Raw genomic sequence first — 20,920 nt, 5'->3', positions numbered from 1 at the left:
AGGTTTCATTATAGACTGAAAAGAGAACAGCAATTATTTCGTCGTTTTAATTCACAGTCTGTGTCTTTTGCTACCTAGAGCTAGTGGGTAAGACAACTAAAGAAGAAGTGGGGACATTGTTCTTGAGACGATGTCTTTTTTTGTTTCCCTGAATACATAGAGTATTGTTGTAAAATATTTTTCCAGTGAGATCGATTATAGTACAAATAGATATTTTGAAAAAGAGACTACAATATATGAAATAACGTACTTTTTGTTTATGAAGTGCAAGATAATCTCGTGAGAAGAAATCCAAATCAATTATCCTTTAACGACAAAATATCTTTATCTTTAAAATTTGTTATATTATTCAATTGATTTTGATTCGATTAAAAAAATGAATTATCTTGCATATATCTTATAGCTTTCTTTTTTTAAGTTATTTTCTGTTTTCATGCGAAAAAAATAGAAAAAAAGAGCAAAGCTATGATATCATAGAAGTGTAAACTAATTTAATTAAATTAGTCAATCTGAGTCGTGATGTTTTTTTATAAATTGGATATTTGCAATTTCTTTTACAGGGAAAAGTATAAGGTAAATAGGGTTGTAGTCGATTAGGAATAAAAAATAACTATATGGGGTGAATCGTTTTACAAGAATAGAAAAATCAGTTGCAACGACCAAAAGCTAAAGCTTTGCAGCCATTAGAAGTGATTCCTGAGTTTTTTTGCTGACCTGTTTTTGAAAACTTCCGAACTGTCGATATGCAGTGGAGAGGGGAATATACTATGAAAAATGCTAAGGTAGCATATTGGTGGACGCTCATTTTACTGGTTCCATTTTGTTTTTCAATACTGGCCTTTTTTTTAGGAGAGACAGTGTCAGCTCAAGAGGATGTCACACATAAAACCACTATCTCAGAATTTGAAATGCAATCTGATGATGCAAAGCGAATCAATAAAGACAATCCTATCAAGATAAAAAACATTATTCTAGCGAATGACAAAAAAAGTGCCCTTCAAGAAAACGAGGCGGGAAACAGTTTTTCCGGTGATAATCTAAAACCAAAGCCAGCTTCAGTTGAAGTAGGATTGAAGGTACGAAATCAATTAATAGGACGCCCATTGACTGCGAAGGAATTTGAATTTGAATTGTATGATGAAGCTGGGAATTTGCTAGAAACGCAAGCTAATGATGAAACAGGTGAGATCACCTTTTTGAAACGAGAATTTCGGGATACAGGAACTTACTATTACACCATTGTCGAAAAAGCAGGATCAGAATCAGAAATAATTTATGATGCAAAAAAGGTGACGGCTATCATCGAAATAGTTGAAGAAGATGGACAACTGTTAAGCAGTGTAACTTATAAAGACAATGATCAAAAGGACAATATTTCAGAAAAATTTATCAATAGTTATCATGATAATTCATCCCCAACAGGGAGCCTCTTACTTAAGAAGATCGACAGTAATTCTGAGGAACCTTTGGCAAACTCAGTTTTTCATTTGTATAATTCAAATAATCAGCGGGTCAAGGAAAACGAAGTTATTCAAACCGGATCAGATGGAACCATTGAAGTAACGAATCTGCCCTGCGGTGAATATCTTATCTATGAAATTAATGCTCCAAAGGGATATCAGATTGGTAAAGACCCAGAAAAGATAATCATAAACGAAGAAAACGCCCATCAGAAGAAACTGGTTTTTAATCGAGGGCCTAAGGTTAAGGAAGGCATTATCTTAACCAAAAGCGATAGTGTCACCAATAAGAAACTTAGAGGTGCAGAATTTATCCTCTGGGATGCTTACGGAAAAGAGATAATCACGGAAGATGATCTGGTAACCGATGAGAATGGAATCCTGCATATCGGTCGTTTGCCGTCAGGTACTTATTCATTAGTCGAAACGAAGGCACCCAGTAACTATCTTTTAGACGAAACGCCATTGATATTCAATGTTACTGAAGAGAATAACCTGATCGAGTTGACGAAAAAGAACAAAAAGATTCCGGAGCTGATTCAAACAGTTCAAAACAATTATTCCAGCAAAGCAGCCTCAAAGAGTATTCCAATTGCTGCATCCGGAATAGGGAAGACTTCCCCTGCATCGGGAACAAAATCAGATTGCATTTTGTGTTTTATTGGTTTTTGTTTAGTTGTTGGTATATGGGTATGGACTAAGAAAAAAATTGATGATTATTTGACCTCATAAACCTATTCTGTTTTTAGACTAGTTTCTAATAGAAGGAACTAGTCTTTTTGTGAATGAATAAGGTAAAAACTTAGCGAATTTCCATATTTAGGACAAAGAATCTTAATGCTTAATCTACGGCGTTTTTTAGTTGAACATTTAATAAAACGCTTGAATAGTTTCGATAAAATGATAGAAAATGCAAATCTGTGAGCAAAATAGATAGGGAATTCGCTCTATTCTGCTATACTTATTGTGCAAATAATTGCAAACTAATAATGGTTACAAAGAAAGAGGGATATAGATGAAAGTCGTAGTTGTCGGATGTACCCATGCTGGTACTGCAGCAGTAAAAAATATTTTAGCAACTCATCCAGAAGCTGAGGTTACTGTTTTTGAACGTAATGATAATATTTCGTTTTTGTCATGCGGAATTGCTTTATACGTCGGTGGCGTTGTGAAAGACCCTGCAGGATTGTTCTATTCAAATCCTGAAGAATTAGCTTCTTTAGGTGCGAGTGTGAACATGGAGCATGATGTAACAAACGTTGATACTGAAGGCAAAAAAGTTACAGCAAAAGATTTAAAAACCGGCGAAGAAAAAATCGTCGATTATGATAAATTGGTAATGACTACTGGCTCTTGGCCAATTATTCCGCCAATTCCAGGTATTGAATCAAAAAATGTTTTATTATGCAAAAACTACAACCAAGCCAACAAAATTATTGAAGAAGCAAAAAGCGCACAAAAAGTTGTCGTAGTTGGCGGGGGCTATATTGGAATTGAATTAGTAGAAGCTTTTGCAGAATCTGGCAAGGATGTTACCTTAATTGATGGTCTGCCTCGTATCTTGAACAAATATTTGGATCAGCAATTCACAGACCTGTTAGAAAAAGAACTTGAAGACCACGGCGTAAAACTAGCTTTGGGCGAAAACGTTAGTGAGTTTGTAGCAGATGAAAACGGTGCAGTGAAGCAAGTTGTTACACCAAGTGCCCAATTCGATGCTGACATGGTTATCTTGTGTGTTGGTTTTAGACCAAATACTGATTTGTTGAAGGGCAAAGTAGATATGCTTCCAAGTGGAGCAATCCAAGTCAATGACTATATGCAAACTAGCAATCCAGATATTTTTGCTGCTGGTGACTCGACTGTGGTTCATTATAACCCGACTCATAAAGACAGCTATATACCTTTAGCAACCAATGCTGTTCGCCAAGGTATGCTAGTTGGTCAAAATCTAACAGAACAAAAAATGAAATACCGCGGTACTCAAGGAACTTCTGGCTTATACTTATTTGGCTGGAACATCGGTTCAACTGGTTTAACGAGTGAAGGCGCGAAAATGCAAGGAATTGATGTAAATGTTACCTTGATCGAAGATAACTATCGTCCAGAATTCATGCCGACGACTGAAAAGATTCTAATGGAATTAGTCTCAGAAAAAGGGACAAACCGTATCGTTGGTGCTCAATTTATTTCTAAGTACGACATTACTCAGTCGGCTAACACTATGTCAGTTGTAATCCAAAATGAAATGACTGTTGAAGATTTAGCATTACAAGATTTCTTCTTCCAACCTCATTTTGACCGTCCTTGGAATTACTTAAATATTTTAGCCCAAGCAGCTTTAGAAAAAATTAATCAATAAGACGACTAAACAACTGAGGTCTGGACCTAGGATTTTTCCTAGGTCCTTTTACTATTGAAGCCAAAAAAGGAGCTTTTTTTTCTCATGAAAAGCTATCTTGGATATCTGAATTATTTAGTGTACACTAGGAAAGAACGGAGGCAGTAAAATGATTTCACTTGAAGAATATTTAGCGAGCGGGCAAACAACCGTGTCGAATCTTTTTTTGACGAATTACGCGCGCCTAGGGCTTTCAACTTTTGAATATATGCTTTGGCTGCAGCTTTCAGCAGCTAACCAAAAGGGAAACGATTTTCCTGATTTGGGAAGAGTAGCCGAGGCCATGGGGATTGGCACTGAGAAAGCCTATGACCTGTTAGGTGATTTAATAAATAAAGGTTTTGTTGCTCTGGAAACAACTCAGGATGAGAATGGCCGAAAAAAAGATTGTTACAACCTTCTGCCTGCTTATGATCGATTAGCCATCTTAAGAGAACAGGAACGTTTCCAAGAAGAACAGGAAACCGAAGAGCAGGCAATTAAGAAGATGTATCAATCCTTCGAGCAGGAATTCGGCCGACCGCTTTCTGCGATCGAATATCAACGAATTGGTCAGTGGCTGGACGAAGATCATTATGCACCAGATTTAATTGCTCTAGCCCTACGAGAAGCAGTTTTGAATCAAGCTTACAATTTAACCTATATCGATCGAGTACTGCTGAGTTGGGAACGAAAAAACATCCGTACCAAGCAGCAGGTAGAGGAGGAACAAAAACGTCGCAAACAGATTCTGTTGCAAAAAGAAGAAGTAAAGAGCTCCGAAGAGTTGCCGAAAGTATCGTTGTACAATTGGCTGAAGGAGAATGATTCAGATGCTAAGTAAAGAAAGAACAATGGAAGCTATTTCGCGAATGTACGAAATGTTTCCTGAAGCTCACGGTGAATTGGTTTCAAATAATCCTTTCCAGCTTTTGATTGCAGTGATTTTGAGTGCGCAGGCAACTGATGTATCGGTGAACAAAGCAACTCCAGCGCTTTTTGCTGCTTATCCAACCCCTGAAGCATTAAGTCAGGCACCGATTGAAGGGATTATTGAAAAGATCAAAACTATCGGCTTGTATCGTAACAAGGCAAAAAATATCAAAGCCTGCTCGGAAATGCTGTTGATGGAATATGATGGTGAGGTTCCTAAAACCCGAGAAGAGCTCATTAAATTACCGGGTGTAGGTCGTAAAACAGCCAATGTTGTGTTGGGAGATGCATTTGGTATTCCGGCAATCGCCGTAGATACTCACGTGGAACGAGTTAGCAAACGTCTGAGAATCTGTAAATTGAAGGCTAGTGTAACAGAAGTAGAAGATGTGCTGATGCGTAAAGTACCTAAAGAGTTGTGGGTAAAAACCCACCATACTATGATCTTCTTTGGCCGCTATCATTGTTTGGCTCGAGCCCCTAAATGCAATATTTGCCCTCTGTTGGATATGTGTCAAGAAGGCAAGGAACGGATGCGGATTGCTAAGTAGAAACTGAATTTCCTAAAAAGATCAAAACTAAAAAGACCTCAGAAACTTGTAAAAAAGTTTCTGAGGTCTTTGCTTTGTCTATTGTGAAGCAGGAGGTGTTTGATTACCTCCTTGATTGTTATCTCCACCGGTGCCACCATCACCGCCAGTGCCTGGATCAGGCGGCTGAGGAGTGCTGCTGTCCGGAGTCTGACTTGGTTCTGTTACCGGATTAGATGGTGTCGTTTCTGATGGAGTCACTGGTTCCTGTGAGGAAGAAGGTGTTGTTTCTTCTCCAGAAAAAGAGCTGGACGGTGTCGTCGTGCTCGGAACCGTATAATTTGGCGTATTATTATAATTATTGTAGTAAGAAGAACTTGGTGCTTGATATTGAGTAGAGTTTGACCCCTTAACATAAAGTTCATTGCCGACTCTTACTAGATCGTCTGGGAAGTCCCAGTCCACATTGGGAACACTTGATGACACATATTGCATTAATTCTCGATAAACATCCGATGCAATCATGTCAGACTGCGAGGTAATTGGCTGCTGTCGATCATTATAACCAGTCCAAACAGATATAGCATAGTTAGTGGTATATCCGCTAAACATAACGTCAGGTGAAATACTGCCATAATGTGGTATCTTGGCTAATTCATCATCGGTATAGTTAGACGTGCCGGTTTTACCTGCTTGAATTAAGGACGAAATTCGGGCATTTGTTCCAGTCCCTTGAGTGATTACATCCTTTAAGATATCAGTTACCATATAGGCCGTATAAGGCTCCATTGCCTTTTCGCCATCGCTCTTGAATTCTTCTTCTGTGCCATCCTGATAAACGATCTTGTTTACATATTGTGGTTCAAAATAAGTTCCACCGTTGGCAAAAGCAGCATAGGCGGCTGCCATTTTCTCAGTTGAGATTCCATATTTTGTTCCATCCTGGGTTTCAGTATTGCTAGAAATCGCATTTGACATCAAAACATCCTTGTACTCAATGCCTAATTTCTTCATAAATTCAGCAGATCGATCCGTTCCCACTTCATCGAGAAGCTTCACAGCAGGTACGTTTCTTGATTCATATAACGCTCTGCGGAGAGTAATGTTGCCGTAGTAACTGTTGTCCCAGTTCGTTACTGGTGTCTTGGTACCTGGATAATTGTACGGTGCATCTTGAATATAGGTTCCTGTTGATTTTTGCAAATATTCAAAGGCTGGACCGTAATCGGTAATTGGTTTCACTGTTGAACCAAAATCGCGAGCCGTAGTAACAGCTAAATTAAGTCCTAAAGTCACGTCATCAGCAATTTTACGTCCCCCAATTTGGGCAGTAACTTTACCGGTATTAACATCAACCAGTGTTGCGGCTACCTGGAATTGATCATCAGGGAATTGAATATACTGATCGGTATTGACGATGTCGTATAATTCTTTTTGGGTATTCAAATCCAAATTGGTATAAATCTGCATACCATCAGTATAAACATCTCGACCAGTTTTACGCTGCACTTCATTAATTACTTCTTTCACGTAGTTATCAGTAACCTTCAATTCTTCATTGTTAGGCTCTAATGTCTGCAAACCAGCTTGGACGTCTGAAGCAACTGCTTCGTCGTATTCTTTTTGAGTGATCTTTTTGTTATCTAACATGGTATAAAGTACTGTATCACGGCGTTCTTTGGCAGCATCAGCGTGCTGATAAGGGTCATAAGCATTTGGTGCTTGGGGCATACCTGCCAGTAAAGCAATTTCAGCAATCGTTAGTTCATTTAGCGACTTGCCATAGTAAGTTTTCGCAGCTGTCTCCATGCCATAGATACCATTAGACATATACACTTTATTAATATAGTAGGTCAAAATTTCTTGTTTCGATTTTTCTCGCTCCAGTTTCAAAGCCAGCCAAGCTTCCTGAGCTTTTCGGCGCAACGTTTGGTCTGAAGACTTGGTAGAGAAAAAGGAAAGCTTAATCAGCTGCTGGGTCAGGGTACTTCCCCCTTGAACACTATCGCTGCTGACGTTATGCAGTGCTGAGCCGATAATTCGAATGGGATCGATTCCGCTATGATCAAAAAAGCGGCGATCTTCTACTGAAACAATCGCGTCGTCTAGTTCCTGTGGAATTTCATCGGCTGAAGCAGTTTCTCTTTTTTCTGCGCCTAGATCCAAAAACATTGTTCCGTCGTTCGCATAAAAATTAGACGAAGCTGATGCCTCCAAATTCTTTTCATCGAGACTAGGGGCATCCTTAACATAAAAGAAGAACAGCCCAACTCCGGCTAGCATAACTAAGCATAACAGCCCTACAATTACAGTTAAGATTTTTATGGGCAGATTACTCTTTTTGCCGGTACGTTTTTTGCTGCTTTTTTTTGCTGTCTTTTTCGGTCGTTTCTCTGAACGAGAGGTCTTTGCCATAGTGAGTTACTCCTTTTTACAAATAAATTCATCAACAGCATCTAAATAAGGAATCCGCGGTGCTATTTTTGGATAAATTTCGATTCCTTCTGTTTCGACTTGAGTTAAAGTCATAGATTTCTTTCCGGATGCTTGTTGCTCCCAGAGAGTAATTAATACTTCACTGGACAGAAAGAAACAACGTTGGATGCTGGAAAACCATAATAGGATAAAACAAATACCGCCTTGCTTTAAACAACTCCGCATGTGGTTAATCTGGTGTTCGTGAAAATTCTTAAAAGGGAAAGAAGTTTTGTTCTTAGTTTCTTTGGCTTCAAAGTCCAAATAATATCCCTTATACACACCATTATAGTCAGTTGTGGAGGGTTGTCTAAAATAAGCTTCCTTAATGACCGCTGCACTTCTTCGTGGATAGTCCACTTTAACGATTTGAAGCGGCGTTGGTTTTTTATGAATAACTGCGATATCATGGGTAAGGTAATAATCATTACTTTGATTGATGGCTTCCTCAAAACGCATCCCACGATTAGCGAAGTTGGTTCGTTTCGCTGTTTTCGAAGTTTCATTTGCTGTACTATTTGGCGTACTATTGGATGAAAATAATTGACCGTTAGGGTAACGGAAGGCCATGCTTATCACGCTCCTGTTTGACATTATAACAAAAAATTCACTTTTTATCTGAAAGAGAGAAAAAAATATGGCAGAAATTATCAAAAGATTATACATTAGCGGCTACCAAAGCTTTGAAATGGGGATTTTTAATCAAAAAGATCCCCGAGTTGTCGTGATCAAAAAAGCTTTAAAGCGTGAGCTTAAGAATTATTTAGAAAATGGATTGGAGTGGGTCATGACTGGTGGTAACCTAGGCTGTGAGATATGGGCCGGTCAAGTCACGATTGAATTAAAGCAAGAGTATCCTGAGCTGAAGCTGGCGATGGTTCTTCCCTTCCAAGAATTTGGCAGCAAATGGAACGAAGCCAACCAGCTTTTACTGACAGAACTGCAAGGAAAGGCAGATTTCGTGGATTCGGTGAGCCATCACCCTTATCAAAATCCAATTCAGTTTCGAAATTACACTCAATTCATGCTGGAGCATACCGATGGCAGCTTGCTCGTTTATGATGCGGAATTTCCTGGAAAAACCAAGTTTTTAATTTCATCAATTGAAAAATATCAGGAACAAAATGACTATTTCCTGCAAACAATTTCAATGGACGATCTAGAAAATTCGTATGATTTCGAGGATAGTGTTTGATTTCCGCAGCCTTATCCGCTATGATAGTTAAGGAAAGCTATAATTAGTTAATGACGTTAATGAGGTGGAAAAATGGCGAACGTAATTTATACTCCTAATGATATCTTGGAACAAGAATTCAAAACAAAGATGCGTGGATACGATCCAATTGAAGTGGATGAATTTCTGGACAATATCATTAAAGACTACGAAGCATACAATAAGGATTTATTAGCATTAAGAGAAGAAAATGACCGTTTGAAGGCAAAAGTGGATCAATTATCTAAAGCCCAACCGTCTGCAACTCGTGTAAAAGAAGCAGCTCCTAAAAGCTCAGCTGTAACGAATTTTGACATTTTGAAACGTTTGTCAAATCTTGAACGTGAGGTATTCGGTAAAAAGCTTGATCAACAAGCTTCAGCGACTCAAACTGCGGTAGACGATATCAAACAAAATTACACGCAGGCAGAAGACGACAACGAAAAAACACGTCAGTTTTAATTGACTTTTGCAATTTTCGGGTAATCGCGGCTGTTTTACAGCTGAGGAAAGTCCATGCTCGCACAAGACTGAGATTGTCTGTAGTGTTCGTGCTTAGCGAAACCATAAGCTAAGGTACTCTTATGGAGTAACGGCAGAAAAAAGGGCTAAGGAGTAATCTATGCCTGAGTATTCTTGAAAGTGCCACAGTGACGAAGCATTTTAGGAAACTAAGATGGTGGAACGCGGTAAACCCCTCGAGCGAGCAACCCAAACAACGGTAGGGGCACTTCTTCTAAGGAAATGAACGATGAAGGAGCCGACTTGATCGGAGATAGATGGTTACCACGTGAATCAGCTTCCCTGAGCTAATTCACGTACAGAACATGGCTTACAGAAAATTGCAGGATTTCAGGGTACCTTCCAACTATGTTGAGAAGGTTTTTTTTCTGACAAGGATAAGATGTGTCATTAGACTTTCAACTAAGAGCTCAGCTCTTACATAAGACAAGGAGCAAAATATGAAAAAATATCAATTAATCGCGACAGCGGCTGCCGGTATTGAAGCACTGGTAGGAAAAGAGTTACGAGATTTAGGGATTGATTGCCAGGTTGAGAATGGTCGAGCTCGCTTCGAAGGCGATTTGGGAACTATTGCGACAGCTAACCTTTGGTTGCGTACGGCTGATCGAGTAAAAATCATTGTCGGTGAATTCGATGCCTTCACCTTTGATGAACTATTCGAGAAGGTAAAGGCGTTACCTTGGGAAGATTTTTTGCCAATGGATGCCCAATTCCCCGTAGCGGGACGTTCCATCAAATCAACGCTCTACAGTGTGCCGGATTGCCAAGCTATCACTAAAAAGGCGATTGTTGAACGGCTACGTGAAGTTTACCATCGTCCAGCCCGAGTACCATTGCCCGAAACCGGAGCTTTTTTTCAGTTAGAAGTGGCTTTGCTGAAGGATCATGTTGTATTAACGATTGATACCACAGGTCCTAGCTTATTTAAACGTGGCTATCGTTTGGAAAAAGGCGGCGCTCCATTAAAGGAAAACATGGCGGCGGCGTTGATTATGCTGACCAATTGGCGCAAAGATCGTCCATTTTATGACCCAGTTTGCGGTTCAGGGACTCTGTGTATTGAAGCTGCCCTAATTGGTCATAATATCGCCCCTGGTTTTAATCGGGAATTCGTTTGTGAAACATGGGATTGGTTTGGCAAAGAAGTGTTTGAAAAAGTTAGAACGGCAGCGGATGAAGCTGCGGATTATGATAGTGTATTGGATATTACCGGATCAGATATCAATGGACATATGATTGATATTGCTAAGCGAAATGCCGAAGAAATCGGCTTAGGGGATTCGATCACGTTTAAGCAACGGGCGGTTAAGGATTTCCAAACGGATAAAGAATATGGGGTTATTGTAGCGAACCCGCCTTATGGAGAACGTCTAGGCGATGAAGAAAAGGTTCAAGAGCTCTATCGTGAAATGGGCCAAGTATTTATCCCTTTAAAAACGTGGAGCAAATATATTTTGACCAGTGATTTGACCTTTGAGAATCACTATGGAGCTAAAGCAACCAAGAAGCGTAAATTATACAATGGCGCGATTCGCACAGATCTCTTCCAATATTGGGGCCAACGTCCAACGAGAAGGGATGCCGAATGAGTGAACAGTTGAGTGCAATCCGCAATTACAGCTATGAAAAGCTGAATACGGACACGAGCGGCCACGATTTCTTTCATAGTGAACGAGTGGCTAAGATTGCTCTAGCCTTGCAGGAAAAAGAAAACGCAGGAGATGCAGCTGTCATTTGGGCAGCTAGCTACCTGCATGACGTGATTGATGACAAGGTTGTGACTGATCCTCATCAAGAACGCCAAAATATTAGCGACTTTCTAGCTTCGCTGGAGTGGTCCTCTGATCAAATCGCACATGTCCTATCTATTATTGATAATTTGTCTTATTCTCGTGAATTGGAAATGGGAAAGGCAGAGTTGACTTTAGAGGGACAACTTGTTCAAGATGCGGATCGAATTGATGCTCTAGGAGCAATTGGGATTATGCGAACAGCTTACTATGGTGGGCATACAGAAAGTCCGCTTTATTTACCTGATGTAGCACCAAAGAATTTCAAGACTAAAGCCGAGTACCGCAAAAAAAGTACAGTCATCAATCATTTTTACGAAAAACTTCTTTTGTTAGAAAAAACCATGAATACGACCGCTGGAAAAGCAGAGGCCAGATTGCGCACAAAATTCATGCAAACTTTCCTGATGGAGTTTTATGCGGAATGGGACGGAAAATTATTGACTTCTAATGAAAATGATAAAATGAAGAAACAATAAACTAAATGATGTCTTTATGAACGGGTTTTTCGTATAATGAGGGTATAAAGAAAGGGGATCGACGGATGTTAAATCGACAGATGATACAGCCAGAGAAAATGTTAGCCCTTCTTTCGGACCCAAACGAAGGCCTGTTTGCGATTCGTGGAAAAATGGATATGAAGACCTATCAGGTTTTATTATATAAATACGAGGAAGACTTTTTTCTTTTAAAAAATCCGTACCTGCTTCATCTTTTGATGGACAATCCTCAAAAATATTTGTGGAGTGATCAGGATTTATTAAATAGTATTGAAGAGACACTGGAGAGAAACCAGTATTATCCAGTTTCGAAAGAATGGGTTGATTTGGATTTAAAGATACTTAAACAAATCGAAAATGTTGAAATCGAATGGTTTCAAATGGAAGAATAACAGGACGAACCTGTTATTCTTTTTTTCTGAACTGTTGAAACAAAAGAATGAAATTAAGAATAGTCAAAATAATTCCTACGACTAAAGGAATGAATAGCAAATTTTGACTATAGCCAAACGATTGTTTAAATTCTTTTAGGGAATTGACTAAAAGGACTGTCTGACTATAACGATACACTTGGTAACTGAAAGTGGTCAAAAAAACTGAAATCAATGCCAAAACAAAACGTCGGTAATCAGCGTATCTTGTCCTTTTGATGAACCAGAAAACCAGATAAAGAAGGATAAGTCCAATCGGCACACCAAAAGCAAAGGCTGCATTTAACATAACAAGTCTCCTTATTTAATTAATTAAGGTGAAGATACCCGCCAAGAAATTATCTGACAGTGATTTTTCAGTCAGTCATAAAAACCAAAGGGTATCTTTATCTACAATTACTAGTTTTCACAATTTAAGGGAATTAGTCAAGTAAATACTTAGTCGTTGTGAAAAAGAAAAAAATTCAGTAAAGTAAGTAGAGGAGGTTTTGTTGATGTCGAGTTATGTTTTTCCTATCAAAACGGCACTGGCCTTTTTTCCGCTGCTGGCCTTGTTAATCACCGCGCCGTTCTTAATTTATTATTACCGTAAATATGGCACCTTAGGAAAAAAGCGCAGCCTGATTCTTTATTCTTTTGTCTTCTATCTATTATGTGCCTACTTCTTAGTAATACTACCATTACCAAGCATTCAAGAAGTTGCTGCTATGACAGGACCTAAATACAATTTGCATTTATTTCAGTCTTGGCAGAATTTTACCAGTCAGACGGTATTACGAATCAACGAACCTAGTACATATTTGCCAGCTATGAGGCAAAGTGTGTTCTTAGAGCCTGTTTTCAATATTTTGCTATTATTTCCGTTTGGTGTTTATTGTCGTTATTACTTCCGTTTTTCATGGAAAAAGACCATCGCAGCTAGTTTCTTTTTATCACTTTTTTTTGAGTTGACCCAGTTGAGTGGTTTGTATTTTATTTATCCTAGACCCTATCGATTATTTGATGTGAATGATTTGCTGCACAACACAATAGGAGGAACCTTCGGCTATATTTGTGCACCGCTGTTCACGTTCTTCCTGCCAACGCGCAGTGAATTGGATGAAGAATCGTTGGAAAAAGGTCATAAGGTAACACTTTTACGGCGTGCTGTAGCAGCTGTGATAGACTGGTTCGTAATTGATTTGACTACTGGCCTAGTACAACTAGTGCTTGCCTTATTTCCAGCTACCAGTTTTTTAGCAGATACTGTTAAGCTGAGATATCACTTAGGCTGGTTTACCTTGCAGGTAGTCGTTTATTTCATGATTTTGATGTATTTCTGGCAAGGCCAAACGGTAGGGAAGAAAGTCGTAAGAATTAAAGTAGAAGAAACAGGCCGTCCGCGAGTTCGTTTTATCTCACTGGTAAAGCGATATAGTTTCTTTTATCTGCTGATGTTTATTATCAACCAGATTTTCCAATTTAGTGTGACCCACTTAAATACCACGAACCATGTATTGTTTATCGCGTATTCTATTTTAGCTTTGATAAGTTTTGGAATTTTACTTTTATTTGTCTTCAACTTATTGTATGCTCTCATAAGAAGAAGTCCTCGTCTCTTCCATGAGAAGGCGAGCCGCACGTACACGAGAAGTACGCTAGAAAAGAAAGAGGTAGAACATGGCAACATTTAAAAATTTTCAATTCCAGCCTTTTATTATGGAAGCAATCCAGGATAAAGGCTTTATGGAACCAACACCCGTACAAGAAAAATTGATTCCCTTAATAAAAAAAGGGAAAAACATTGTTGGGCAATCTCAAACAGGCTCAGGAAAAACGCATACCTTCCTACTACCGTTAATGGATAAATTGGACGGCAATCAAGACGACGTGCAGATAGTGATTACCGCACCGAGTCGTGAATTAGCTACTCAAATTTATCAGGCAGCTATTCAAATTGCCAAATTTTCACCGACTGAAATCCGGGTAACCAACTTTGTTGGCGGAACAGACAAGCAACGTCAATTGGATAAATTAAAAGGGCACCAACCGCATGTTGTGATTGGTACACCAGGCCGTATCCTAGATATGATGAATGAACAAGCTTTAAAGATTCATACAGCGAAATATTTTGTTGTCGATGAAGCAGACATGACTTTGGATATGGGCTTCTTGAACGAAGTAGATCAAATTGCTGGTCGCTTGCCAAAACAAGTCCAAATGCTGGTCTTTTCAGCGACAATTCCAGAAAAATTACGACCTTTTTTATTGAAATACATGGAAAATCCTGTCATTGAAGAGATCAAAGCTCAGGCAGTTATTTCCGATACAATTGACAATTGGTTGATTTCAACCAAAGGTAAGGACCGCAATCAGTTAATCTACAAGTTGTTAACAGTGGGCCATCCCTATTTAGTAATTGTTTTTGCTAATACCAAGCAGCATGTTGATGAAATCACTGAATACCTTAAATCGCAAGGCTTGAAAGTGGCAAAAATCCATGGCGATATCACACCGCGGGAACGTAAAAGAGTGATGCGACAGGTTCAAAATTTAGATTACCAATATGTCGTGGCGACTGACCTTGCTGCTCGCGGGATTGATATCGAAGGTGTTTCCCATGTAATCAATGCTGAGGTCCCTCATGAGTTGGACTTTTTCATTCATCGAGTTGGTCGGACTGGCCGAAATGGTTTGCCAGGGACTGCGATTACTTTGTATAATCCTAGCGATGAAGATGCGATCAACCAGATTGAAAAGCTGGGCATTACTTTCCAGCCTAAAGAAATCAAAAACAACGAAATTGTTGATACCTATGATCGTAATCGGCGACAAAAACGGGAGAAAAACAAAGATGAGTTAGACCCAACCCTAATTGGTTTGGTGAAAAAGAAGAAGAAAAAGATTAAGCCAGGTTACAAACGCAAAATTGATCGGGCTATATCTGAATCGAACAAACAAAAACGCCGGCAGACACGTCGTCAGACGGAACGCTCGGTTCGGAAAAGCAAAAAGAATTCCAATAAATAAACGAAATAGGCAGTGGGCAAAGTGTCCCGCTGCTCTTTTTATTGCTGCGATCAGAACTGTTTACAAAATTCAAAAAAATAAACAGATGGGCAAAAATTATAAAATTCTACCGTCTATTTCCAAATAATTCCTCCATTTTCCTCACACATTCTTGAGATAATGGTATAATTTGAAGGATAGATAAACGAAGGAGGCAACCTAACCTATGAATCTCGTTGATCAACTGGACTGGTCCTATTGGAAACGATTGAGTGATAAAGAAAAGCGTACCTTATTTGGTCAGGTATTAATGTATTTTGTTAATCCTTTATTACGAATCACGGATATAGAATTAAAAGAATATGAATTATATGGAATAAAATGCCAAACTTTTGAGCTGATGATTGATGATGAGGAATTTGTTTTTATTCCAGGAAACAAAGATGCAATTTTAGGCTGGAATTTGGGCACTAAAGGCTTATCCTTGTTAGAAACCGCACCCAATTCACCACATGTACGAATTCCTGAAGAGCTGCAAAACAGCTATGATTTACTTGATGTTCACTCACTGGCTGATTATATTAACGATCGCACAACCAGCTTACGAAAGGTCAAGATTCCGCCGATGTTTGTTCAGCGTTTTGCTTTACCGGCTGGCACTAATTTTTTAGGTGTTTATGACGCTGTTACCGGAAGTTTTACCGGTCAGGCTGATCAATTTTTAGTCTTTGAAGGAGAAATTCGGGAAGTTCTTTGTCCGAATTTAACACCTTCTGAAAGTATTCGGTGGAGTTTTCCTAAGAGTGTATTGAGAGAAAACAGCTGGTATATTGAAATGGTACCAAATAGTGATCTTTATCACGTATACACTCATGAAACGCATACTTATACAACTTTACGCAAAAAGGTTCGTAAACGAAACTTCGATTTATTGACGGAAGACCAATGGGAGTATGCTAATGGGGCCGGGAGTCGACGTTTGTTCCGCTGGGGGAACGATTTGAATACCTCTGATCCCTACCGAGGTAAAAAAATCCGCCAGATGATGACAGGGTTAAACATGTTTGGGCTATCCTTTGATACAGCAATGGAACGTTATGAAATTACCGAAGATCCAGGAGTATTGAAGCTAACTACAAGTTCACTAAGCACAGGTTTGCCAATTGTTGATAAGCTGCCGCTTTCGACCTATTACGCACCAGAAAGAACACTTCTGCACGAAGAATTCTTGAAACCGAGTGAATACCTTTATCGCAAAGCCATTATTGTGAAGATCTAGTTTGACATTTGGCCTGCTTTTTCTTATACTTACTGACAGGACAAGGTTTGTTAACGAACATCCACAGGAAGTGCGGCATAACTGAGAGCTGCACGATGAACCTAACAGATTGCTCCCTGACTACTTTTGGTTGAAAACCAACGTTACTCGGCGTTAACGAGCTGAAGAGGTAATGATCTATCATTGCAACCAAGGTGGTACCGCGAGTTTTCGTCCTTGGATGCAGTGGTAGTTTTTTTATTTTTTAGAAAAGAGGAGAAATGATGAAACAATTAACGAGTGCACAGGTTCGTCAAATGTACCTGGACTTTTTCAAATCTAAAGAACACATGATTGAGCCCAGTGCTTCTTTAGTACCAGTCAATGACCCATCTCTTTTATGGATAAACTCGGGTGTTGCTACAATGAAGAAATATTTTGATGGCTCCGTAACTCCAGAAAATCCACGCATTGCCAATGCTCAAAAATCAATTCGAACCAATGATATCGAAAACGTAGGAAAAACTGCTCGTCACCATACGATGTTTGAAATGCTAGGAAACTTCTCAATTGGCGACTACTTCAAAAAGGAAGCTATTGAATGGGCTTGGGAATTTTTGACTTCACCGGAATGGATCGACTTTGATGCGGAAAAATTATATGTAACGGTTTATCCTGAGGATGCTGAGGCAAAACGCATTTGGCTGGAAGAAATCGGCTTACCAGAAGATCATGTTGTAGAAGTAGCCGACAACTTTTGGGATTTAGGCGTTGGGCCAAGTGGACCAGACTCAGAAATCTTTTACGATCGCGGAGAATCCTTCAATGATCTTGCAGAGGATGATCCAGAAAACTATCCTGGCGGCGAAAACGAACGCTACTTGGAAATCTGGAACCTAGTGTTCTCTGAGTTTAATCACAAACCAGACAATACTTACGAACCACTTCCTCATCAAAACATTGATACCGGCATGGGCTTGGAACGGATGGTTTCTATTATTCAAGATGCTCCAACCAACTTCGAAACTGACTTGTTCTTGCCAATAATTGGTAAGGTAGAAGAGCTAAGCGGAAAAAAATACGGATTGGACAAGCAATTGGATGTTTCCTTTAAAGTAATTGCTGACCATATTCGTTCATTAGCCTTTGCGATTGGTGATGGTGCATTGCCATCTAATGAAGGACGCGGTTATGTATTGCGCCGTCTCTTACGTCGTGCGGTAATGCATGGTAAAAAATTAGGTATCAATGAAGCATTCTTGTACAAATTAGTACCAATTGTTGGCGAAGTCATGGTCAGCTACTATCCTGAAGTGCTGCAGCAAAAAGACTTCATTCAAAAAGTAGTTCGCAATGAAGAAGAACGATTCCATGAAACAATCAACGAAGGGTTAACTATGCTGAATGATGTATTGGCTGAACTAAAAGCTAATAATGAAACGATTTTAGACGGCAAAGTAATCTTTAAGCTGTATGATACTTTTGGCTTCCCAGTGGAATTAACCGAAGAAGTGGCTGAAGATGAAGGCTTGAAAGTCGATCATGAAGGTTTTGATGTTGAAATGCAAGCACAGAAAGAAAGAGCTCGGGCAGCACGCTCAACTGAAACTTCTATGGGCGTTCAAACTGCCCTATTAGGTGATATTAAAGTTCAAAGTGAATTCATCGGCTATGATCACTTAGAAGTAGAAAGTCAATTGTTGACCATTTTACAAGAGGATGCGGTTGTAGATGCAATTAGTGGTGGAACAGCTCAATTAATTTTCGCGCAAACGCCATTCTATGCGGAAATGGGTGGACAGGTGGCTGATCACGGAATCGTGGCAGATAAAGACGGTAATGTAGTGGCCAAGGTTATCGATGTGCAAAAAGCACCAAATGGGCAGCCGTTACACAAGGTTGAACTTCTACAAGCTATCAAGGAAGGCAAGACATACTTCCTACAAGTTAATGCAGCAATGCGTAACAAGATTTTGAAGAATCATACAGCAACTCACTTACTGCACAAAGCCTTGAAAGAAGTTTTAGGAGAACATGCTAACCAAGCAGGTTCCTTAGTCGCACCAAAACACTTACGATTTGACTTCAGCCACTTCGGACAAGTAACCGCAGCAGAGCTGAAAGAAATGGAAAAAATCGTGAACCGTCGAATTTGGGAAGCAATTCCAGTAGTAACGATTGAAACAGATATCGATACAGCAAAAAACATGGGCGCAATGGCGCTCTTTGGCGAAAAATACGGCCATGATGTTCGCGTAGTAAACATCGGTGACTGGTCAATCGAATTATGTGGGGGAACGCATGTCAGCAACACTGAAGACATTGGATTGTTCAAAATCGTTTCCGAATCAGGAATCGGTGCTGGCGTTCGACGGATCGAAGCTTTAACTGGTCAAGAAGCCTATGAAGCCTTCCGTGAAGAAGAAGATCTGCTAGTACAAGTTGCGCAAACAGTGAAATCACCACAGATGAAGGACGTTGTCAGCAAAACGGAACAGCTGCAGCAGCAATTACGCGAATTACAAAAGGAAAACGAACAATTAAGCACCAAATTAGCTAACCAACAAGCTGGAGATGTCTTCAAAGATGTGAAGGAAATCAATGGTACGACCATTATTACCGCTCAGGTTAACGTAAAAGACATGAACCAATTGCGTCAATTGGCTGACCAGTGGAAACAAAAGAACTACTCAGATATTCTAGTTTTAGGAACTGGTCAAGGAGAAAAAGCCAACTTATTGGTAGCAATGAATCCAGCAGCGGTCGAAAAAGGTCTAAAAGCTGGCGATCTGATTAAAATAATCGCGCCTAAAGTTGGCGGCGGCGGTGGCGGTCGCCCAGATATGGCCCAAGCCGGGGGGAAAAATCCAGCTGGGTTACCAGATGCTTTGAAAGCTGCGCAAGAGTGGTTAAAGTAAAAGTTAAGTCTCTATAAAAATATCGATTTTCCAGAAGTCTGCTTTATGAGATAGACTTAAGGAAAATCGATTTTTTCAATACCTTTTTGATGATCAAATTTTATTCGGTGGCCTGGAGAACAAAAAGTATGGTGAATTATAAAGTGAATGAATTTCTCTTTTTATAAAATAAGAGGATAAGAAGTGAAGCGCATAATACTAGGATAAAATTAGTCCAAGTGTAGAATTTGCTGATTTATGTTACAATTAGGAGAATAAATAAAGAAGGTTGGTGAGAAAAATAGATTATGAAAAAACTTTTAAGGTTGAATCATTAAATGAATTTTCTCGCAATGTCTACAATCGTGTATTGAGATATGTTGTTAATCATCAAATTGATAGAAAAAATAAAAATGATTTATATGCCGAGTTGTTAGATCAATTAAAAGGGATGCTACAAATGAATCTTTTTGAAATGACAATGGATGATTTGGTTAAAGTTGAATCTTACTGGAATACAATGGATGTGTATACGAAATCTATAACTGGTCAGAAGGCAGTTGAACAGTATGTCTAATTTTTATACGGATTATACTGAACAGCAATATTCTTTAATCTTAGAAGATACCTTAGAAGCTTTGACGCTCTTTAAAGTTCCAACAGAGAGTCCAAAAGCTTTTTTACTTGGCGGACACCTGGAGCGGGTAAGACAGCACTAAGATACGCTATCATGAATGAAATTGATACAAATGTAATTGTAGTGGATAATGATTCGTTCAAACAAGCCCATCCAAATTTTGATGAGATTGTGGAACAGTATGGCAAAGACTACGTGACACATGTGACGCCATTTTCTAATCGTTTGACAGAAGATATTGTGGAATATTTGAGTGACAGAGATTATCACTTGATTATAGAAGGAACTCTGAGAACGACAGAAGTGCCGACAGTGACTGCTAATCTCTTAAAAGCAAAAGGATATGAAATGAGTCTATATGTCGTTGCGGTTTCAAAAGATTTGTCATATTTAGGAACGCTTGCAAGATATGAGTATCAGTTTTCTAAAGATCCTGTAACAGCTAGAGAAACTAAAAAGAAGCATCATGATTTAGTTGTACAAAATTTATCTGAGAATATTTCGATTTTATATAAAGAAAACGTGTTTAAAACAATCAAGATTTTTGATCGGGAAATGAATCAATTGTACCATTCTGGAAAGACACCTTTAAAGAATCCGAAAGAAGTTTTAGACCCAATAGTAAATGAGGAAGCAGAAACTAAAAGTCTTCTTGTTCAAATTCAAAAAAATTTACAATTGATGGAGATAAATGGACATCAAAAATCGAATAGTTATAAGGAATTAGTATCTAAATATAAATCCTTGCGGTCGCCCAGACATGGCCCAAACCGGGGGTAAAAATCCAGCCGGGTTACCAGATGCTTTGAAAGCTGCGCAAGAGTGGTTAAAGTAAAAGTTAAGTCTCTATAAAAATATCGATTTTCCAGAAGTCTGCTTTATGAGGTAGACTTCTGGAAGTCG

The 20,920-nt window shown here is 39.1% G+C and carries 19 protein-coding genes and 1 other RNA gene; 17 read left to right on the top strand and 3 right to left on the bottom strand.

Annotated elements, in window-relative coordinates; translation table 11 throughout:
- The first annotated feature begins 767 nt into the window (after positions 1-767).
- The 4 genes from IGI46_RS13775 (at position 768) to nth (ending at position 5,324) form a co-directional block, all read left to right on the top strand.
- Complete coding sequence (locus tag IGI46_RS13775) at positions 768-2,192, top strand: MSCRAMM family protein (RefSeq protein WP_429973628.1); 1,425 nt, start codon at positions 768-770, stop codon at positions 2,190-2,192.
- A 283-nt stretch (positions 2,193-2,475) separates the two neighbouring features.
- Positions 2,476-3,822: an FAD-dependent oxidoreductase gene (locus IGI46_RS13770; protein WP_429963656.1), complete on the top strand. Its 1,347-nt coding sequence runs from the start codon at positions 2,476-2,478 to the stop codon at positions 3,820-3,822.
- A gap of 148 nt (positions 3,823-3,970) precedes the next feature.
- Positions 3,971-4,684 (top strand): DnaD domain protein, encoded by a 714-nt coding sequence (locus tag IGI46_RS13765; RefSeq protein WP_429973627.1) that lies wholly within the window; start codon positions 3,971-3,973, stop codon positions 4,682-4,684.
- Positions 4,674-5,324, top strand: a complete 651-nt coding sequence (nth, locus tag IGI46_RS13760; protein WP_429973626.1) for an endonuclease III — start codon at positions 4,674-4,676, stop codon at positions 5,322-5,324. The genes IGI46_RS13765 and nth overlap by 11 nt, the downstream gene beginning before the upstream one ends.
- 78 nt (positions 5,325-5,402) lie before the next feature.
- On the opposite strand, the gene IGI46_RS13755 is transcribed toward nth, so the two are convergent.
- Positions 5,403-7,718 carry a PBP1A family penicillin-binding protein gene (locus tag IGI46_RS13755; protein ID WP_429973625.1) on the bottom strand — a complete coding sequence of 772 codons (2,316 nt, stop codon included), beginning with the start codon at positions 7,716-7,718 and terminating at the stop codon, positions 5,403-5,405.
- A 6-nt stretch (positions 7,719-7,724) separates the two neighbouring features.
- Positions 7,725-8,348, bottom strand: coding sequence for a Holliday junction resolvase RecU (recU, locus tag IGI46_RS13750; RefSeq protein ID WP_429973973.1), 624 nt, complete (start codon positions 8,346-8,348; stop codon positions 7,725-7,727).
- 67 nt (positions 8,349-8,415) lie between these two features.
- Between recU and IGI46_RS13745 the strand changes: the two genes are divergently transcribed.
- The 6 genes from IGI46_RS13745 to IGI46_RS13720 all read left to right on the top strand — a co-directional run bounded on the left by IGI46_RS13745 (position 8,416) and on the right by IGI46_RS13720 (position 12,198).
- Positions 8,416-8,973 (top strand): DUF1273 domain-containing protein, encoded by a 558-nt coding sequence (locus IGI46_RS13745; protein ID WP_207703097.1) that lies wholly within the window; start codon positions 8,416-8,418, stop codon positions 8,971-8,973.
- A 72-nt stretch (positions 8,974-9,045) separates the two neighbouring features.
- On the top strand, positions 9,046-9,453 hold the full coding sequence (gene gpsB, locus IGI46_RS13740; protein WP_207703096.1) for a cell division regulator GpsB: 408 nt from the start codon (positions 9,046-9,048) through the stop codon (positions 9,451-9,453).
- 12 nt (positions 9,454-9,465) lie between these two features.
- An RNA gene (gene rnpB / locus IGI46_RS13735) (RNase P RNA component class B) lies at positions 9,466-9,831 on the top strand.
- A gap of 122 nt (positions 9,832-9,953) precedes the next feature.
- On the top strand, positions 9,954-11,105 hold the full coding sequence (locus tag IGI46_RS13730; RefSeq protein WP_429973624.1) for a THUMP domain-containing class I SAM-dependent RNA methyltransferase: 1,152 nt from the start codon (positions 9,954-9,956) through the stop codon (positions 11,103-11,105).
- The gene (locus IGI46_RS13725; RefSeq protein ID WP_429973623.1) at positions 11,102-11,785 is read left to right on the top strand and encodes an HD domain-containing protein; all 684 of its coding nucleotides are present in this window, start codon (positions 11,102-11,104) and stop codon (positions 11,783-11,785) included. The genes IGI46_RS13730 and IGI46_RS13725 overlap by 4 nt, the downstream gene beginning before the upstream one ends.
- A gap of 65 nt (positions 11,786-11,850) precedes the next feature.
- Complete coding sequence (locus IGI46_RS13720; protein ID WP_207703093.1) at positions 11,851-12,198, top strand: hypothetical protein; 348 nt, start codon at positions 11,851-11,853, stop codon at positions 12,196-12,198.
- Positions 12,199-12,211: 13 nt separating this feature from the next.
- Here the strand turns inward: IGI46_RS13720 and IGI46_RS13715 are convergent, their stop codons facing one another.
- On the bottom strand, positions 12,212-12,526 hold the full coding sequence (locus IGI46_RS13715) for a hypothetical protein (protein WP_429973622.1): 315 nt from the start codon (positions 12,524-12,526) through the stop codon (positions 12,212-12,214).
- A gap of 205 nt (positions 12,527-12,731) precedes the next feature.
- Between IGI46_RS13715 and IGI46_RS13710 the strand changes: the two genes are divergently transcribed.
- From IGI46_RS13710 to IGI46_RS13680, 7 genes are all read left to right on the top strand, one after another.
- On the top strand, positions 12,732-13,910 hold the full coding sequence (locus tag IGI46_RS13710; RefSeq protein WP_429973621.1) for a VanZ family protein: 1,179 nt from the start codon (positions 12,732-12,734) through the stop codon (positions 13,908-13,910).
- Complete coding sequence (locus IGI46_RS13705) at positions 13,897-15,246, top strand: DEAD/DEAH box helicase (protein ID WP_207703090.1); 1,350 nt, start codon at positions 13,897-13,899, stop codon at positions 15,244-15,246. Before IGI46_RS13710 ends, IGI46_RS13705 begins: the two co-directional genes overlap by 14 nt.
- A gap of 205 nt (positions 15,247-15,451) precedes the next feature.
- On the top strand, positions 15,452-16,504 hold the full coding sequence (locus IGI46_RS13700) for a DUF7278 family profilin-like fold-containing protein (RefSeq protein WP_429973620.1): 1,053 nt from the start codon (positions 15,452-15,454) through the stop codon (positions 16,502-16,504).
- Positions 16,505-16,767: 263 nt separating this feature from the next.
- The gene (gene alaS / locus IGI46_RS13695; RefSeq protein ID WP_429973619.1) at positions 16,768-19,401 is read left to right on the top strand and encodes an alanine--tRNA ligase; all 2,634 of its coding nucleotides are present in this window, start codon (positions 16,768-16,770) and stop codon (positions 19,399-19,401) included.
- A gap of 271 nt (positions 19,402-19,672) precedes the next feature.
- On the top strand, positions 19,673-19,957 hold the full coding sequence (locus tag IGI46_RS13690; RefSeq protein ID WP_429973618.1) for an antitoxin: 285 nt from the start codon (positions 19,673-19,675) through the stop codon (positions 19,955-19,957).
- A complete protein-coding gene (locus tag IGI46_RS13685) occupies positions 19,950-20,099 on the top strand; it encodes a hypothetical protein (protein WP_429973617.1) in 150 nt (49 codons plus the stop codon). Before IGI46_RS13690 ends, IGI46_RS13685 begins: the two co-directional genes overlap by 8 nt.
- Positions 20,100-20,110: 11 nt before the next feature.
- The gene (locus IGI46_RS13680; protein WP_429973616.1) at positions 20,111-20,797 is read left to right on the top strand and encodes a zeta toxin family protein; all 687 of its coding nucleotides are present in this window, start codon (positions 20,111-20,113) and stop codon (positions 20,795-20,797) included.
- Positions 20,798-20,920: the final 123 nt, after the last annotated feature.

Origin of the sequence: Enterococcus sp. AZ163 (genome assembly GCF_050498925.1) — a bacterium.
In the GTDB taxonomy this organism is placed as follows: domain Bacteria; phylum Bacillota; class Bacilli; order Lactobacillales; family Enterococcaceae; genus Enterococcus_A; species Enterococcus_A ferrettii.
This window is presented reverse-complemented; position numbering and strand designations above follow the sequence as displayed.

Bases quoted from the DNA above. Each gene is read 5' to 3' on its own strand.
- IGI46_RS13775 (WP_429973628.1), top strand. From the start codon at position 768: ATGAAAAATGCTAAGGTAGCATATTGGTGGACGCTCATTTTACTGGTT.
- IGI46_RS13770 (WP_429963656.1), top strand. From the start codon at position 2,476: ATGAAAGTCGTAGTTGTCGGATGTACCCATGCTGGTACTGCAGCAGTA.
- IGI46_RS13765 (WP_429973627.1), top strand. From the start codon at position 3,971: ATGATTTCACTTGAAGAATATTTAGCGAGCGGGCAAACAACCGTGTCG.
- nth (WP_429973626.1), top strand. From the start codon at position 4,674: ATGCTAAGTAAAGAAAGAACAATGGAAGCTATTTCGCGAATGTACGAA.
- IGI46_RS13755 (WP_429973625.1), bottom strand. From the start codon at position 7,718: ATGGCAAAGACCTCTCGTTCAGAGAAACGACCGAAAAAGACAGCAAAA.
- recU (WP_429973973.1), bottom strand. From the start codon at position 8,348: ATGGCCTTCCGTTACCCTAACGGTCAATTATTTTCATCCAATAGTACG.
- IGI46_RS13745 (WP_207703097.1), top strand. From the start codon at position 8,416: ATGGCAGAAATTATCAAAAGATTATACATTAGCGGCTACCAAAGCTTT.
- gpsB (WP_207703096.1), top strand. From the start codon at position 9,046: ATGGCGAACGTAATTTATACTCCTAATGATATCTTGGAACAAGAATTC.
- IGI46_RS13730 (WP_429973624.1), top strand. From the start codon at position 9,954: ATGAAAAAATATCAATTAATCGCGACAGCGGCTGCCGGTATTGAAGCA.
- IGI46_RS13725 (WP_429973623.1), top strand. From the start codon at position 11,102: ATGAGTGAACAGTTGAGTGCAATCCGCAATTACAGCTATGAAAAGCTG.
- IGI46_RS13720 (WP_207703093.1), top strand. From the start codon at position 11,851: ATGTTAAATCGACAGATGATACAGCCAGAGAAAATGTTAGCCCTTCTT.
- IGI46_RS13715 (WP_429973622.1), bottom strand. From the start codon at position 12,526: ATGTTAAATGCAGCCTTTGCTTTTGGTGTGCCGATTGGACTTATCCTT.
- IGI46_RS13710 (WP_429973621.1), top strand. From the start codon at position 12,732: ATGTCGAGTTATGTTTTTCCTATCAAAACGGCACTGGCCTTTTTTCCG.
- IGI46_RS13705 (WP_207703090.1), top strand. From the start codon at position 13,897: ATGGCAACATTTAAAAATTTTCAATTCCAGCCTTTTATTATGGAAGCA.
- IGI46_RS13700 (WP_429973620.1), top strand. From the start codon at position 15,452: ATGAATCTCGTTGATCAACTGGACTGGTCCTATTGGAAACGATTGAGT.
- alaS (WP_429973619.1), top strand. From the start codon at position 16,768: ATGAAACAATTAACGAGTGCACAGGTTCGTCAAATGTACCTGGACTTT.
- IGI46_RS13685 (WP_429973617.1), top strand. From the start codon at position 19,950: ATGTCTAATTTTTATACGGATTATACTGAACAGCAATATTCTTTAATC.
- IGI46_RS13680 (WP_429973616.1), top strand. From the start codon at position 20,111: ATGAATGAAATTGATACAAATGTAATTGTAGTGGATAATGATTCGTTC.